At 71.7% G+C, this 15,680-nt stretch carries 16 protein-coding genes and 1 pseudogene; 1 reads left to right on the top strand and 16 read right to left on the bottom strand.

Annotation, left to right across the window (positions count from 1 at the left end; translation table 11 throughout):
* Nucleotides 1-3: 3 nt before the first annotated feature.
* From ACZ7MF_RS07645 to rpsB, 5 genes are all read right to left on the bottom strand, one after another.
* Nucleotides 4-1,182 carry a phosphatidate cytidylyltransferase gene (locus ACZ7MF_RS07645; protein WP_471475065.1) on the bottom strand — a complete coding sequence of 393 codons (1,179 nt, stop codon included), beginning with the start codon at nucleotides 1,180-1,182 and terminating at the stop codon, nucleotides 4-6.
* On the bottom strand, nucleotides 1,182-1,739 hold the full coding sequence (frr, locus tag ACZ7MF_RS07640; RefSeq protein ID WP_059300879.1) for a ribosome recycling factor: 558 nt from the start codon (nucleotides 1,737-1,739) through the stop codon (nucleotides 1,182-1,184). Before frr ends, ACZ7MF_RS07645 begins: the two co-directional genes overlap by 1 nt.
* A gap of 178 nt (nucleotides 1,740-1,917) precedes the next feature.
* A complete protein-coding gene (gene pyrH, locus ACZ7MF_RS07635; RefSeq protein ID WP_356862658.1) occupies nucleotides 1,918-2,676 on the bottom strand; it encodes a UMP kinase in 759 nt (252 codons plus the stop codon).
* Between the two features lie 204 nt (nucleotides 2,677-2,880).
* Complete coding sequence (tsf, locus tag ACZ7MF_RS07630; protein WP_471475064.1) at nucleotides 2,881-3,717, bottom strand: translation elongation factor Ts; 837 nt, start codon at nucleotides 3,715-3,717, stop codon at nucleotides 2,881-2,883.
* A 94-nt stretch (nucleotides 3,718-3,811) separates the two neighbouring features.
* Entirely contained in the window at nucleotides 3,812-4,768 is a 957-nt protein-coding gene (gene rpsB, locus ACZ7MF_RS07625) for a 30S ribosomal protein S2 (RefSeq protein WP_471475063.1), read from the bottom strand.
* Between the two features lie 271 nt (nucleotides 4,769-5,039).
* Between rpsB and ACZ7MF_RS07620 the strand changes: the two genes are divergently transcribed.
* A complete protein-coding gene (locus ACZ7MF_RS07620) occupies nucleotides 5,040-5,726 on the top strand; it encodes a murein hydrolase activator EnvC family protein (RefSeq protein ID WP_471475061.1) in 687 nt (228 codons plus the stop codon).
* On the opposite strand, the gene ACZ7MF_RS07615 is transcribed toward ACZ7MF_RS07620, so the two are convergent.
* From ACZ7MF_RS07615 to lepB (ACZ7MF_RS07565), 11 genes and pseudogenes are all read right to left on the bottom strand, one after another.
* Nucleotides 5,680-6,237 carry a TetR/AcrR family transcriptional regulator gene (locus ACZ7MF_RS07615; protein ID WP_003973388.1) on the bottom strand — a complete coding sequence of 186 codons (558 nt, stop codon included), beginning with the start codon at nucleotides 6,235-6,237 and terminating at the stop codon, nucleotides 5,680-5,682. The genes ACZ7MF_RS07620 and ACZ7MF_RS07615 overlap by 47 nt on opposite strands.
* 128 nt (nucleotides 6,238-6,365) lie before the next feature.
* Nucleotides 6,366-7,208, bottom strand: coding sequence for an RNA polymerase sigma factor WhiG (gene whiG, locus ACZ7MF_RS07610; RefSeq protein ID WP_109036050.1), 843 nt, complete (start codon nucleotides 7,206-7,208; stop codon nucleotides 6,366-6,368).
* Nucleotides 7,209-7,490: 282 nt separating this feature from the next.
* A complete protein-coding gene (gene dprA, locus ACZ7MF_RS07605; protein ID WP_471475207.1) occupies nucleotides 7,491-8,621 on the bottom strand; it encodes a DNA-processing protein DprA in 1,131 nt (376 codons plus the stop codon).
* Between the two features lie 443 nt (nucleotides 8,622-9,064).
* The gene (locus ACZ7MF_RS07600) at nucleotides 9,065-10,690 is read right to left on the bottom strand and encodes a YifB family Mg chelatase-like AAA ATPase (protein ID WP_471475060.1); all 1,626 of its coding nucleotides are present in this window, start codon (nucleotides 10,688-10,690) and stop codon (nucleotides 9,065-9,067) included.
* The gene (locus ACZ7MF_RS07595; RefSeq protein ID WP_361011500.1) at nucleotides 10,690-11,052 is read right to left on the bottom strand and encodes a YraN family protein; all 363 of its coding nucleotides are present in this window, start codon (nucleotides 11,050-11,052) and stop codon (nucleotides 10,690-10,692) included. The genes ACZ7MF_RS07600 and ACZ7MF_RS07595 overlap by 1 nt, the downstream gene beginning before the upstream one ends.
* A gap of 88 nt (nucleotides 11,053-11,140) precedes the next feature.
* The gene (locus ACZ7MF_RS07590; protein ID WP_003965949.1) at nucleotides 11,141-11,449 is read right to left on the bottom strand and encodes a DUF2469 domain-containing protein; all 309 of its coding nucleotides are present in this window, start codon (nucleotides 11,447-11,449) and stop codon (nucleotides 11,141-11,143) included.
* A 56-nt stretch (nucleotides 11,450-11,505) separates the two neighbouring features.
* Nucleotides 11,506-12,036: an NUDIX hydrolase gene (locus ACZ7MF_RS07585; protein WP_471475058.1), complete on the bottom strand. Its 531-nt coding sequence runs from the start codon at nucleotides 12,034-12,036 to the stop codon at nucleotides 11,506-11,508.
* Entirely contained in the window at nucleotides 12,026-12,802 is a 777-nt protein-coding gene (gene lepB, locus ACZ7MF_RS07580; protein WP_471475057.1) for a signal peptidase I, read from the bottom strand. The genes ACZ7MF_RS07585 and lepB (ACZ7MF_RS07580) overlap by 11 nt, the downstream gene beginning before the upstream one ends.
* Before the next feature lie 94 nt (nucleotides 12,803-12,896).
* A complete protein-coding gene (gene lepB / locus ACZ7MF_RS07575; protein ID WP_471475055.1) occupies nucleotides 12,897-13,907 on the bottom strand; it encodes a signal peptidase I in 1,011 nt (336 codons plus the stop codon).
* Nucleotides 13,801-14,880, bottom strand: a pseudogene (gene lepB / locus ACZ7MF_RS07570) (signal peptidase I); the annotation flags it as partial. The pseudogene lepB (ACZ7MF_RS07570) and the gene lepB (ACZ7MF_RS07575), both read right to left, overlap by 107 nt.
* Nucleotides 14,873-15,640 carry a signal peptidase I gene (gene lepB / locus ACZ7MF_RS07565; RefSeq protein WP_471475054.1) on the bottom strand — a complete coding sequence of 256 codons (768 nt, stop codon included), beginning with the start codon at nucleotides 15,638-15,640 and terminating at the stop codon, nucleotides 14,873-14,875. The pseudogene lepB (ACZ7MF_RS07570) and the gene lepB (ACZ7MF_RS07565), both read right to left, overlap by 8 nt.
* Nucleotides 15,641-15,680: the final 40 nt, after the last annotated feature.

Here is a 15,680-nt window from a genome sequence, read left to right as displayed (position 1 = left end):
CTGTCAACCCGACCCGACGAAGATCACCAGCAGCAGCCACGCCACCGGTGCCGTCGGGAGCAGGGAGTCCAGGCGGTCCATGATGCCGCCGTGGCCCGGCAGGAGGGTGCCCATGTCCTTGATGCCGAGGTCTCGCTTGATCATGGACTCGCCGAGGTCGCCCAGGGTGGCACTGACGGCGACCACGAGGCCGAGCAGCAGGCCCTGCCACCAGGTGCCGTCGTCGATCAGGAACTGCATGCACAGCGCGCCCGCCGCCATCGCGAACGCGACCGCTCCCAGCAGGCCCTCGCGGGTCTTGCCGGGGCTGATGCGCGGGGCGAGCTTCTTCTTGCCGAAGCGCCAGCCGACGGCGTAGGCCCCGGTGTCGCTGACGACCGTCAGTATCAGGAAGACGAGCACGCGCCAGGCACCGTCGTCGGCCGCCAGCATCATGGCGACGAACGTGGCCAGGAACGGCACGTAGAACGCGGCGAAGAGGCCTGCCGTGACGTCCTTGAGGTAGCCCTCGGGCGGCTCCGTCATCCGCCACACGAGGACCGCGAGCGCGGTGAGGGCCATGGCGACCCACGCGCCCTCGGCGCCGCGCGCGTAGCCGGCGACCACCATCGCCGCGCCGCCGATCGCGAGCGGTACGAGGGGCGCCTTGATGCCCTTGCGCTCCTCCAGCCGCTTGGTCAGCTCCCACAGGCCCACCACGACGGCAACCGCGATCACACCGACGAAGACCGCCTTGACGACGAACAGCGACGCGACGATCACCACGCCGAGGCCGACGCCGACCCCTATCGCCGCACCCAGGTCACGCCCCGCGCTCTTCTTCTGCGGCGGCGGCTGGGACGGCGCCGGCTGCGGGGCGTCGGGCATGGGCTCCGGATTCTGCGGCACCGCCGCATACGGCTGCGCCGACGGGTTCTGGTCGCGGTACGGCTCGTCGCGAACGGGCTGGTCGTGGAACGGCTCGTCCCGGAACAAGGGACCGCTCAGCCGAGCGGTCCCCTGGTCGTCGTCCTGGTCACCGCCGTGTTCGGGTACGTCGGGCACGATGGGCATGGGGCGAGTCTGCTGCGCGTAGTGCGCATCGTACGCGGGACCCGCCGGGCCGGCGCCCTGGACGGGTCCCTGGTCGGACGGCCCCCAGTACCCGGCTTGTGGCGGCGCTCCCCAGGAAGAGTCGTTCATCAGACCTCGAGCAGCTCCGCTTCCTTGTGCTTCAGGAGCTCGTCCACCTGTGCGACGTACTTGGCGGTGGTGTCGTCGAGCTCCTTCTCCGCACGGCGGCCCTCGTCCTCGCCGACCTCGCCGTCCTTGACCATCTTGTCGATGGCGTCCTTGGCCTTGCGGCGCACGGAGCGGATCGAGACCTTGGCGTCCTCGCCCTTGCTCTTGGCGACCTTGATGTACTCGCGGCGGCGCTCCTCGGTCAGCTCGGGGAACACCACCCGGATGATGTTGCCGTCGTTGCTCGGGTTGACGCCCAGGTCGGAGTCGCGGATCGCCTGCTCGATGTTGCGCAGGGCCGTCTTGTCGAAGGGGGTCACCACGGCCATGCGCGGCTCGGGCACGGAGAACGAGGCCAGCTGGTTGATCGGCGTCGGCGCGCCGTAGTAGTCGGCCACGATCTTGTTGAACATCGCCGGGTGCGCACGGCCGGTGCGAATCGCGGCGAAGTCCTCCTTGGCGACCACGACGGCCTTCTCCATCTTCTCCTCGGCCTCGAGGAGGGTCTCTTCGATCACCACTTGCTCCTGCGTGTCTTGAGTAGGCCCGGCTGCGGTTCCCTGGGGGCGGCGGCCGGCTGCGTCGCGTTCTTCCTGCACGGTTCCCGACCGGCGGGACATTGTCCATCCCCCGGTCCGGCCCCGTCCCGTCCGTCCCCCGGACAGGTGGCGTCCGCGGACGGGGGGTGTTCTCCGGTCAGTCCCGGCTGCCCTGGTCACCCACAAGCGTGCCGATCTTCTCACCCTTGACGGCGCGGGCGATATTGCCCTCCTTCAGCAGCTCGAAGACCACGATCGGAAGGCTGTTGTCGCGGCAGAGCGTGACGGCCGTGGCGTCGGCGACCTTCAGGTCGCGGGTGATGACCTCGCCGTAGCCGAGCGCGTCGAACTTCACGGCGTCCGGGTTGGTCTTGGGGTCGGAGTCGTAGACCCCGTCCACGCCGTTCTTGCCCATGAGCAGGGCCTCGGCGTCGATCTCGAGGGCGCGCTGGGCGGCGGTGGTGTCGGTGGAGAAGTAGGGCATGCCCATTCCGGCGCCGAAGATGACCACACGGCCCTTCTCCAGGTGGCGCACGGCGCGCAGCGGGATGTAGGGCTCGGCGACCTGGCCCATGGTGATGGCGGTCTGCACGCGGCAGTCGACGCCCTCCTTCTCCAGGAAGTCCTGGAGGGCCAGGCAGTTCATCACGGTGCCGAGCATGCCCATGTAGTCGGAACGGGCGCGGTCCATGCCGCGCACCTGCAGCTCGGCGCCGCGGAAGAAGTTGCCGCCGCCGATGACGATCGCGATCTGTGCGCCGTCCCGGACGACGGCCGCGATCTCGCGGGCGATGGCGTGCACCACGTCGGGGTCGACGCCCAGGCCTCCACCGCCGGAGAACGCCTCTCCGGACAGCTTCAGCATGAAGCGGCCGCTTACTTTGCCGTCGTCGCTCTTCTCGGCCTTGGTGCTCATGGAGTCTCGCCTCTTCTACTGGGTCACACACACGAAGAAGGCCACTGCCGGTGGGGGCGTTTTTCGCATCCCGTACGCGGCAATGGCCTCCTCGTCAGATCTGCTGTCGTCCGCCGCCGCGCGCGCGTGCGCCACGGCATGCGCGTACGGCGCCGACGACTTGCGTCGACCCTACCGGGGTCGCGCGTCCGTCGCGGTACGGACTCAGATGCCGACCTTGATGCGCGAGAAGCGCTTCAGGCTGACACCGGCCTCTTCCAGCACCTTCTGGACGGACTTCTTGTTGTCCAGGGCGTAGGGCTGGCCGAGCAGGGTGGCGTCCTTGAAGAAGCCGTTGAGGCGACCCTCGACGATCTTCGGCAGGGCGGCCTCGGGCTTGCCCTCGGCGCGGGTGGTCTCCTCGGCGACGCGGCGCTCGCTCTCGACGACCTCGGCCGGGACGTCCTCCTTGGAGAGGTACTTCGGCGCGAAGGCGGCGATGTGCTGGGCGACGCCCTTGGCGACCTCGGCGTTCGGCTTGTCCAGCTCGACGAGGACACCGATCTGCGGGGGCAGGTCGGGCATCGTGCGGTGCATGTACGCGGTCACGTAGCCGCCGGAGAACTGGGCGAAGCGGTCCAGGACGATCTTCTCGCCGAGGTTGGCGTTGGCCTCGTCCACGTAGGCCTGGACGGTCTTGCCGGGCTCGATCTGGGAGGCCAGCAGGGCCTCGAGGTCGGCCGGGGCAGCCTTGGCGACGTGCTCGGCGATGGCCGTGGCGACGTTCTGGAACTTCTCGCCCTTGGCGACGAAGTCCGTCTCGCACTTCAGCTCGACGATGACACCCGAGGTGTTGTCGTCGGCGATGATCGAGACGACGGCGCCGTTCTCGGCAGAGCGGCCCTCGCGCTTGGCGACGCCCTTCTGGCCCTTGATGCGGAGCGCCTCGACGGCCTTCTCGACGTTGCCCTCGGCCTCGTCCAGCGCCTTCTTGCAGTCCATCATGCCGGCGCCGGTGAGCTCACGGAGCTTCTTGACGTCGGCGGCGGTGTAGTTCGCCATGATTCCGGAATCTCTCTCGAAGTCTGAAGATCTACGGGCCGGACGGCGGGGGCTGTGTGGCCCCCGCCGTCCGGCACCCGAAGGTGGTGAGGGGTCAGGCCTGCTCGGCGTCCGCGGCCGGAGCGTCGGCGGCGGGCGCCTCGGCGGGAGCGGCCTCGGCAGTGGGGGCCTCGGCAGCCTCAGCGACGGGGGCCTCGGCGGCAGGCGCCTCGGCGGCAGGGGCCTCGGCCGGCTTCTCGGCGGCCTCGGCGTCGTCCTTCTTCTCGGCCTTCTCGGCCTTCTCGCCCTCGAGCAGGTCGCGCTCCCACGCGGCGAGCGGCTCACCGGCGGCCTTGTCACCCTTGGCACCACCGGCGGCACCGGAGCGGGCGATGAGGCCCTCGGCGACGGCGTCGGCGATCACGCGGGTGAGCAGGGTGACGGAACGGATCGCGTCGTCGTTGCCCGGGATCTTGTAGTCGACCTCGTCGGGGTCGCAGTTGGTGTCGAGGATGGCGACGACCGGGATGTTGAGCTTCCGGGCCTCGCCGACCGCGATGTGCTCCTTCTTGGTGTCCACGATCCAGACGGCGCTGGGCACCTTGGACATCTCGCGGATACCGCCGAGGGTCTTCTCCAGCTTGGCCTTCTCGCGGGAGAGGACCAGCAGCTCCTTCTTGGTGAGGCCGGAGGCGGCCACGTCCTCGAAGTCGATCTGCTCGAGCTCCTTCAGGCGCTGCAGGCGCTTGTAGACGGTCGAGAAGTTGGTGAGCATGCCGCCCAGCCAGCGCTGGTTGACGTAGGGCATGCCGACGCGGGTGGCCTGCTCGGCGATGGCCTCCTGCGCCTGCTTCTTCGTGCCGACGAACATGACCGTGCCGCCGTGGGCGACGGTCTCCTTGACGAACTCGTAGGCGCGGTCGATGTACGACAGCGACTGGAGCAGGTCGATGATGTAGATGCCGTTGCGCTCGGTGAAGATGAAGCGCTTCATCTTCGGGTTCCAACGGCGGGTCTGGTGACCGAAGTGGACGCCGCTTTCCAGCAGCTCCCGCATCGTGACGACGGCCATGGCCGTATCTCCTTGATTTTCTCGGTTGTGCCGCGTGAGCCGGACGGCTCCCGCGCCTGACGCCCGCGACGCGCCTGCCACTAGGGACCGAGGGGCGCTGACACGAACCTGGTGGGGCCTCGTGTCGGGGCGTGCGAAGTCGACCCGGTGACCCGGATCGCCACCAGAAGTGTACGGGACCCGCGGGGCACCGGGCGACGCGGCTGTCCACAACCGGGGCGCGGTCCACAGGGCCGGGCGGCGGTCGGCCCTGGTGCGGGACGGTGCCCGTATGCGAACGAGGCGATGGGTGAGGGCGTGTGCCCGAGTGGTGGTGCTGTCGGCCGTCCTGACTGCCCCGGCCGCGCCGGGTGTCCAGGCCGCGGGGCCGCCGCGCCCGGCGACGGCTGCGGCGGTGCGGGGTCTGCCGGACGCGGTGGGCCCGGCGGGCCCGGTGGACCCGGCGGTGCCGCCCGTGGCCCGGCACTGGCCGGTCGGCACACGGCCGGCAGTCCTGCGGGGCTGGGACCCGCCGGCGACCCCGTACGGACCGGGGCACCGCGGCGTGGACCTTGCCGCGAACGGCGGGGCGCCGGTACGCGCGGTGGCCGCGGGGCGGGTGTCGTTCGCGGGGCCGGTCGGGGGCCGGGGCGTGGTCTCGGTGGAACTGACGGGAACGGGCGAACCACCCTTGCGGACGACGTTCGCCCCCGTCGAGGCGGCCGTGGGCAAGGGTGACGAGGTCGCGGCCGGGGAGCTGCTCGGCACGGTGCAGCCGACCGGTTCGCACTGCACGGCCTGTCTGCACTGGGGTCTGCTGCGGGGCGAGGTCTATCTGAACCCGCTGTCCCTGCTCCCGCCGTGGCTGCTGGACACGGGTCCGTCGAGGCTGCTGCCGGTGGCGGGGGTGCCGTTGCCCGGCCGCGGGGAGATCAGCCCCGCACGCCGCGCAAGGCCATGGAGACCGCCGCCTCCGTGATCGCCCCGGGCTCCTCCGCCGCGCCCAGTTCGATCCGCCGTACGGCCGCGTCCACGACGCCCTGGAGGAGCATCGCCGCCAGCCGCGGCTGGCCGTGCCCCATCTCGCCCAGCGCCTCGACGATCATCGCGATCAGCCCGCCGTGCGCCGCCCGGATCTTCTCGCGCGCGCCGGCGTCCAGCTCGCTCGCGGAGATGGCCACGACGGCCCGGTGCCGCCGGTCCCCGACCAGGTCGAGCTGGGTGCGCACATACGCCTCGACCTTGGCATCGGGGGCCGTCTCGCGCTCCATCGCGGCCTCGACCTCGGCGGCCCAGACGGGGAAGTCGACGGCGCACAGCTCCTCGACCACCGCCGCGCGCGACCGGAAGTACTCGTAGACGGACGAGCGGGCGAGACCCGTCCGTTCGGCGAGGGCGGGGAAGGTCAGCGCCTCCGTTCCGCCGTCGGACAGCAGGGAGCGTGCCGCGTCCAGCAGGGCGGCACGCTGCATCGACCGGTGCTCGGCCACAGAGGCCGCTCGAATCCTTGGCACGTCACCACTTTACGGACGCGGCACCCCGTACGGGAGTCACTCAGCCGGCCGCCCGTGGGCCGACCGGGTCGGGGGCGGGGCCGAATCCGTACCGAAAGCCCAGGTCAGCGGCCGAAGCTCGCCAGCTTGGCGCGCAGTTGCAACACCGACTTGGTGTGGATCTGGCTGACCCTGCTCTCGGTCACACCCAGCACGTTCCCGATCTCGGCGAGCGTGAGGCCCTCGTAGTAGTACAGCGTGACGACGGTCTTCTCCCGCTCCGGCAGCGTGTTGATCGCCCGGGCCAGGAGCCGCCGCAGCTCACGGTCCTCGGCGACCTCCACCGGGTTGTCGGCGGCGGTGTCCTCCAGGGTGTCCATCAGGCTCAGCCGGTCGCCGCCCTCGCTGCCCGCGTGCAGCAGTTCCTCCAGGGCCACGACATTGGCCAGCGACAGCTGGCTGAAGACCGCGTGGAGGTCCTCCACCGCGATCCCCATCTCCACGGCGACCTCGCTCTCCGAGGGGGTGCGGCGCAGGCGTGCCTCCAGCGTCGCGTACGCGCGCTCGACGTTGCGCGCCTTCTGCCGCACCGACCGCGGGATCCAGTCCAGCGCCCGCAGTTCGTCGATCATCGCGCCCCGGATCCGGGTGATCGCGTACGTCTCGAACTTGATCTCCCGGTCGACGTCGAACTTCTCGATGGCGTCGATCAGGCCGAACACCCCGGAGGAGACGAAGTCGGCCTGCTCGACGTTGGGCGGCAGCCCCACGCTGACCCGGCCCGCCACGTACTTCACGAGGGGTGAGTAGTGCAGGATCAGCTGTTCCCGCAGCCGCTCGTCGCCGGTCGTCTTGTACGACCGCCACAGCTCGTCGAGCGTCGAGGGGGCGGACGGTCGCACGCTGCCACCGTCGCGGGCGGCTGGGGGGATCGCCGCCCGGTCGGACCCGGAGGTGTGCTGGGGCATTCGTCGCCTAGTGCCGTTCTGCCGTGATGTGGATCTGCCTGAGGCCGCCGGTCTGCTTTCTGGTTGTCGCCTGCTGTCGGCCGTCTGCGTGGGGGTCATCGTGAGCGTAGCGTGACTGAGCCGTCGCGGTGTGCGAAGGAGCGGGTGGGCACCCTACGCAGATACGTTCCGCCGAACGCTCTACAGGGGGGACGATGATCGCTCTGGGTGATCACTCGAATACCTCAACTGCCAGAAACCCCACGGGCGTCGGGGTTCCCCCGGACGGCCGAACACGGTGCGTCAGCACGGGCTGCGACCACCGCGAACCGAGATCATCGCCTGGCGTGTCAACTTCCAGCCGTCGCCGTGTCGTTCGACGTAACCGAGTGCTCGAAGCTCGTACAGCCTCGCGACCGCGTCGTCCTGGGTGGTCTGGGCGCGGATCGCCACCTCCTCCGCCGTCGCCGTTCCCCGCCCGGGGAGCCCGGCCAGCACCTGGCGGGTCCGGGACTCCAGCAGATCGGTGGGGAGGACGGGCCCGCGCCGATCCGGCGGCAGCTCTCCCATGTCGCCGACCAGCTCGACCACCTCGGCGGCGTCGCCGACGAGCACCGCGTCGCCGCGCAGCATCTCGTGCACCCCCGCGGAGAGGGCACTGGTCGCCGGTCCCGGCACACCCATCACGTGCCGGCCCAGCCGCCGGGCCGCCCGGGCCGTGACCAGCGAACCGCTGCGGTGGGCGGCTTCGACGACGACGGTGCCCCTGGTGAGCGCGGCGATGACCCGGTTGCGCAGGATGAATCTGCTCGGCGTCGGGTGATCGCCCGGTGGCAGCTCGCCGACGACCAGGCCCTGTCCGGCGATCCTGGTGATCAGCGCGGTGTGCCCGGGAGGGTAGGGGCGGTCGACGCCGCAGGCGAGGACCGCCGCGGTGGCGCCGCCGGCGCCGAGGGCCCCGCGGTGGGCGGCGCCGTCGATCCCGTAGGCACCGCCCGACACCACGACCCAGCCGCGCTCGGCCAGGCCGGCGGCGAGGGTGGCGGCCATATGGGCGCCGTACTCGGTGCAGGCGCGGGCGCCGACGACGGCGACCGACCTGAGCGCCCACATGCGCAGACTGGGCCCGCCCCGCACCCACAGCCCGAGCGGCCGGGCATCACCGAGGTCGTCGAGCTGCCCCGGCCATTCCGCGGTCCCGGGGACCACGAACCGCGCCCCCGCGGACCGGGCGACGGCCAGGTCCCGGCGGGGGTCGGCCCGGCCGGCCCGGGCGCACAGCCCGGCCCACCGCTTCTCGCTCACCCCCGGCAGCGCGCGCCCGCCCTCGCGCAGGCGCCGCACCACCTCCTGGACACCGCGCTCCCGCACCCACCGCCCGCCCGTCTCGTCACCGGGTTCGAGCACCCGGGCGAGGAAGACCCTCCCGAGCAGCTCTCGGTCCTGGTCTCCCTCACCGCTGGTGCCGCTCCCGTCGACTCCCGGGCCCGCGCCACCGGACCCGGCGGGGGAACGGCTTTCCGCGGCGGAACCGGGCCCGGCGGCGACGCCGTCCACGGCCACGGCATCGCCCCCGACCGCGAGGTCCGGCCCGGCCGGCGCCGCATCGTCCGAGGCCGCCGCGTCCAGCACCGCATCGTCCAGTGCGTCGTCGCCCGGCGCTTCACTCCGCGGTCCGCCCCCGTCGCGGACGTCACCGCTGACCGCGGCGTCCTGCGGTGCCAGGGCCACCGCCCCGCCCGCGGCCGGACTTCCGCCGCCGCAGGACAGGGCGGCGTCCGGGAAGAGGGTCTCGCTCGCCATCGGCCCGGTGTCACCGCTCGGGGCGGCGTCCTCCGGTGGCCCGGTGTCCCCGCTCATGCCAGTGGTGTCCCCGCTCATGCCAGTGCTCCCAGGGCCATCGGGACGCCCCGCGGCACCCCGGTGCGCAGCTGGAGTGCCAGGGCGACGTCCCGTGCGTCGGGGCGGTCGTGGCCGACGAGGTCCGCGACGGTCCAGGCGACGCGCAGGACCCGGTCGAGTCCGCGGGCGGTGAGCACGCCACGTTCCAGACTGCGCTCCGCCTCGTCCAGCGCACCTGCTGCGGCGCGCCAGCGGCTGCGCAGCTCCCGGCCGGGCACCTCGCTGTTCGACCGCCACGGGGTCCCCGCGAGGCGTGCGGCCGCCCGGTCCCGGGCTGCCCGCACACGGTCGGCGACGGCCCTGGTGGAGTCGCCCCGGGGACCGTCACCGGCCAGCTGGCTGCGGGTGACCCGCTCCACCTCGACCCGCAGGTCGACCCGGTCGAGCAGCGGTCCGGACAGCCTGGCCTGGTAGCGGCGGATCGCCGAGGACGGGCATTCGCACAGCTCGTCGGTCCGCGAGAACCGTCCGCAGGGGCAGGGATTGGCGGCGAGCACCATCAGGAACCGCGCGGGGAAGCGCACCACGCCCGCACTGCGCGCGATGACGACGTGCCCGGCCTCCAGCGGTTGACGCAGCGCGTCGAGCGCGTGGCTGCTGAACTCCGGGGTCTCGTCCAAAAACAGGACGCCCCGGTGCGCCAGCGACACCGCTCCCGGCCGCGCGATGCCGGGGCCGCCGCCGACGAGGGCCTGCATCGTGGCGGAGTGGTGGGGAGCGCAGTAGGGGGCCACGTCGATCAGGGGCTTGCCCGGCGGCAGCAGCCCCGCCACCGAGTGCACGGCGGTGACTTCGAGGGACTCCGCCCGGCAGAGCCGGGGCAGGATGGCGGGCAGCCGCTCGGCGAGCATGGTCTTGCCGGCGCCGGGCGGGCCTTCCAGGAACAGGTGGTGGCGACCGGCCGCGGCGACCTCCACCGCCGTGCGTGCGGACTCCTGGCCGACGACGTCGGCGAGGTCGTGCCCGTGGTCGTGCTGTGCCGCTCCCATGCTGTGCATTCCGGTGGCCGCGCCCGTTCCGGGCATGCGCAGACCGGCCATGAGCGGGTCGGGGCGGCCCTGAAGGTCCTGTTCCTCCTCCGGCACGGGTTCGTCGGCGAGGACGGCGATCAGCTGGCGCAGGCTGCGCACCCCGAGCACCGACACGCCTGGGACCAGGGACGCCTCGGCCGCGGCGCACTCCGGCACGACCACCTGTTCGTAGCCGGCCTCGGCGGCGGCCAGGACCGACGGCAGGATGCCGCGCACCGGCCGCACCCGGCCGTCGAGACCCAGCTCTCCGATCATCACGATGTCGGCCAGGACGCGCGGGTCGATCCGCTCCGCCGCGCCCAGGACGCTCGCGGCGACGGCGAGGTCGAAGCCGCTGCCGCTCTTGGGCACCGAGGCCGGGCTGAGACCGACCGTCAGCTTCTTCTGGGGCCACTCCGCACCCGAGTTCACCACGGCCGCCCGTACCCGGTCGCGGCTCTCCGTGAGGCTCTTGTCCGGCAGTCCCACCAGCGTGAAGGCCGCCACGCCCGGCTCCAGGTCGGCCTGGACCTCGACCACCACGCCCTCGACGCCGACGAGCGCCACCGAGCACGTACGTGCGAACCCCATCACGCCACCCCCCTGGCGTGCTCGACCACCGGTGCGCCGCGCTGCGGGAGAAGCACCCCGACCAGGTCGATCCGGACACCGCCGGGCGGGGCCCCTCCGTGGGTCTGGATCCAGCGCTCCGCGAGCCGCCGCAGCCGCTCCGCCTTGTCCGGGGTCACGGCGGCCATCGGGTGCTCGAAGGAGCCGCCCCTGCGCGTCTTTACCTCGCAGACGACCAGGACGTCCCCGTCGCGGGCCACGATGTCGATCTCGCCGGTCCTGCCACACCGCCAGTTGCGCTCCAGGACGGTCATTCCGGCCCCGGTCAGCCGGCGGGCGGCGAGCGTCTCGCCGTACTTGCCCAGCGCACCTCGTGCGTTCATGTCGGCACCACCTCCGGCACCAACGATCACGCAGACGGGACGAGCCCGTCACTCACGGTGAACTACTCACCGGTTGTGGAAAACTCCGTCACCCGCCGGGCAGCTCGAGGTCGCTCTTGTTCAGCTCCTCGATGTTCACGTCCTTGAACGTCAACACGCGCACCTGTTTGACGAACCGGGCCGGCCGGTACATGTCCCACACCCAAGCATCTGCCATGGAGACCTCGAAGAACACCTCACCCTGCACCGAGTGCACCTGCATCTCGTAGTCATTGGTGAGGTAGAAACGCCGCTCGGTCTCGATCACGTATTTGAACAGACCGACGACATCGCGGTACTCCCGGTAGAGCTTGAGCTCCATCTCGGTCTCGTACTTCTCGAGGTCCTCGGCGCTCATGGCATGTTCCCCTTCAGCCGTGCGGTCCCACCATTGTGCTCCAGTCCCGTGCGGCCCTAGACGATTTCCGTGTCCAGGGTCACCGGCCCGGCCGGGGGACCTTCGTCGAGCAGCGTGGTCAGCAGCTCGGCGAGTCTGGTCGGATACACCGTCTCACGTGCCCGGGTCAGTTCCGCACACGTCCACCAGCGCGCTCCGGCGACGCTGCGCCGCTCCAGTTCGGTGAGGCCGGGGCCGACCGCCTCGGTGGCGGTCCGGGCGGTGCGGGCCAGGTAGTACCACTCGTCCTGGTCCCAGCGGCGGCCCGCGAAGGGGAAGGAGCACCTGCGCCGCCACAGCACCGGGCCGAGTTCGACGTCCGTGATGCCGGTCTCCTCCAGCAGTTCGCGCCGGGCGGCCTCCTCACGGGTCTCCTCGCCCTCCACACCGCCGCCGGGGGTGAACCACCAGTCGTCGGCCGGATCGTCCGGTTCGTGGCCGTGCAGCAGCAGGATGCGGTCCTCGGGGTCGAGCAGCACGACCCGGGCGACTCGGCGCAGCCCGCCCTCGTAGGTGTCCTGCCCCGCGGGCGTCACCTCAGCGCCCACCGGCCGGCTCCGCTCCCTTGCGGCCCCGGGAGGCCGCGGCCCGTTTGGCGAGGGGCCCGTAGGCAGCGCCGCCCAGGATCAGCACGGCACCGGCGATCACCAGGACGACCACGGTCCGCAGCGGACCCGGCGAGGAGAGGTCGCCCAGCGTCTCGAAGCCGGTGGGCCGCTCCAGCATGCCGTTCATGGGCCAGGCCACGGCGTCCACGCGGGCGTTCACGGCGCCGCGCGACACGGTGCCGCCGGCCGCGTCGGTCAGGTGGGCGGTGGAGTCCACGGAGTTGTCCCGCTCGTCGCCGAGCAGGAACAGGCGGCCCTCCGGGACGGTCACGGTCTGGAAGTCGCTGATCTCGGCCGGGGTGCCGGCGGGCAGGTACGGCTCGTCGATCACCTTGCCGTTGACCTTCAGCCTGCCCTTCTGGCAGCAGGAGACGGTGTCCCCGCCGACGGCGACGACCCGCTTGACCATGGGGGCGTTGGCCCAGGTCGCGTCCTTGAACACGACCACGTCGCCACGGCGGACGTCGGTGCCGTCGATGCGCTGCGCCAGGACCCGGTCACCGGCGTCGATCGTCGGCGTCATCGAGCTGGTCGGCACGGTGTAGGGCCGGTAGACCACCGCTCCCCAGCCAAAGCCGCCGAGGAACAGCACCAGGCCCAGCGCCACCGCGATGCCGGACAGCCGCTGTCCGGTCCGGCTGCCCACCGGGCCCTTGTTCGCTCCGCCGCCGCGCGGGACCGTACGTGTCGTGCTCTCGCCACCCATGGAGCGGCACCTTACCCGGCGGTACGCCCACGGGGCAGCCCCCTCCCGGAGGCCGGAAGGGGGCTTGTCGAACCGTGGCGGGATGCGCGCGGGCTCAGCGGGTCTCGACCGGGGCGGTGCGACGACGGCGCCACCACACGAACGGGACCGCACCGGCGACGGCCAGCCCCTGGGGCGCGACCGACAGCGCGGCGGAGGCCGAGGACCGGGCCTGGAGACCGTCCTGGTCGAAGGTGTCGGGGACCGACAAGGTGCCCCAGCGGTTCATCGGCCAGGCGACCACGATGGCGCGGCCGACGACCTCGTCCACCGGGACCATGCCGCCGTTCTTGTCGGACTGGTTGTAGCGGGAGTCCCGGGAGTTCTGCCGGTGGTCGCCCATGACCCAGATTTTGCCCTCGGGCACCGTGACCTTGAACCGGCCGCCCTGGTCGTCGTCCGAGCACGGCGTGTTGCCCGGGTAGACGTAGGGCTCGTTCAGCGCCTTGCCATTGACCTTGAGCGGGCCGGTCTTGTTGCACTCGACCGTGTCACCGGCGACCCCGATCACCCGCTTGATCAGGTCCTTCTCTTCCGCGGACGGCATCAGGCCGATCCAGCTGAGGACCGTCTGCAGCGCGTTCGGGTCGGGGGTCGGCTCGCCCGCCAGCCAGTCGGCCGGGTCGTGGAAGACCACGACCTCGCCGCGCTCGGGCTCGGAGCCGAACCAGGGGGTCAGCTTGTCGACCAGGACCCGGTCACCGATCTGAAGGGTGTTCTCCATCGAGGAGGAGGGGATCGAGAACGCCTGCACCAGGAACGTCTTGATCAGCAGGGCGAGCACCAGCGCGATGCCGATCAGGATCGGCAGTTCCTTCCAGAAGGAGCGCTGCTTCTTGGCCGCGGGAGGGGTCGCGGGCGGCGTCCCGCCGACTCCTTCGTCCTCCGTCCCGCCGTTGTGTCCGTCCTGCCCGCGCTGTCCGTTCGTCACCCTGCCGTCCTCGGTTCCGGAGCCGTATCCGGAGTCGGGGGCGCCGACCGCGGCCGGACCGGACCTCTCCTCGGGGCGTCCGCGGTTCTCCTCGCCGTCGTGACCGGACCGTGCGCCAACCGCCACATCCCCCACGCCAACTCCTCACTCTCTGCCGCCGCCTGCCCCGGATACGGCGCAGGCCCACCACTCCCATAACGAGCGGGAGTTCCGCAGGGGTCGGGAGTTCCATCATCGCGTTCGGATCGTAGGGGGCAACCCTATGCGACAGCGCGGGAGCGGCGGTCGAACCGGCGGCCGCGTCGGACACGGACGCGTACGTTTTCGGCTCGTCCAGGGTGGTCCAGTGACCGAACGGCCACGCGATCACCATGGCCCGCCCCACCACCTCGTCCTCGGAGACGGTGCCGAAGTCGGTGTCCTGGTGGGCGCGGGAGTCGGCGGAGTTGGACCGGTGGTCGCCCATCACCCACAGCCGCCCCTCGGGGACGGTGACGTCGAACGGGGTCCGGGACGGGCTGTCCCCCGGGTACAGGTAGTCCTCGGTCAGGGGAACACCGTTGACGGTGACGCGGCCCTGTTTGTCGCAGCACTTGACGTGGTCGCCGCCCACGCCGACGACCCGCTTGATGAGGTCCTTCTCGTCGTCGGACGGCAGCAGTCCGATGAAGGCGAGGCCCTCCTTGACCTGTTTGACGACGACGGGGTCGTCCTTCTTGGTGGTCTGCTCGCCCCGGAGCCAGCCGCCGGGGTCCCGGAAGACGACGACGTCCCCGCGCTGCGGCTCGGACCCGAACCAGGGGGTCAGCTTGTCCACCAGGACCCGGTCGCCGATCCGGATGGTCTGCTCCATGGAGCCCGACGGGATCACGAAGGCCTGGACGAGAAAGGTCTTCAGCACCAGCGCTATGAGGACCGCGACGCCGACGAGGAGCGGGATCTCCTTGACGGCGCCCCGTCTGCGCCGCCGTTTGACCTTGCGCTGGAGTTTGCGGCGCTCGGCGCGCGACCGGCCGCCGGACGGCGCGGCGGTGCGCCTCGACCCGGTGGGCAGCAGGTTCTCCGTGGGACTGCTGGGCGCTCCCCGCGGCTTGCCCCGGCTACCCATCGGCGTCCTCGGCGGGCGCCGCTCCGGCCCCGGCGCCGGAAGCGGCCCCGGCGCCGGACTCCGCGTCCGGCACGCGCGCGTAGGCGTCGGGACGGTCGAGGCGAGTGGCATGGCCGAAGGGCCAGACGATCCAGTCGGCGCGGCCGATCACGTCGTCCAGCGGAACCATCCCGCCCCCCGGGGAGCCCAGGTGGTCGCGGGAGTCGCGGGAGTCGGCCCGGTGGTCGCCGAGGACGAAGAGAGTGCCGTCGGGGACGACGACGTCGAAGGGCACCGTGGACGGGCGGTCGCCGGGGTACAGGAAGGCCGACTCGTCGACCGACTGGCCGTTCACCCGGACCCTCCCCTCCTCGTCGCAGCACACCACGTGGTCCCCGCCCACACCGACAACGCGTTTGATGTAGTCGCCGTGCCCGAAGCTCCCGGTGCCGTCGAAGACGACGATGTCTCCCCGTCGCGGCCGACCGTCGAAACGGTACGCCAACTTATTTACGAGAACCCGGTCACCGATCCTCAATCCGCGCTCCATCGATCCGCTGGGGATCTGGAACGGCTGCAGGACGAAGGTGCTGACCAGCAGCAGGAACAGCAGGAGGATCAGCAGGGTCACGGTGATCCGGCCGCCCGGCACCCAGTCCCTGATCCACCCCGTGAACGCGGAACGCGACCGTTCCTCCGGGCCCTCCGGATCCGAGGGCTGCTCGGAGTCGGAAGGGCGGGAGGAGCGGTCGCGCTCCGTGTGCTGTGTTTCGGTGTCCATCGGGGCCAGATGCTATCCGGCCCCGGCGCGGACCCCGGAG

The sequence above is a fragment of the Streptomyces sp. NPDC111628 genome (genome assembly GCF_055635195.1).
This window is presented reverse-complemented; position numbering and strand designations above follow the sequence as displayed.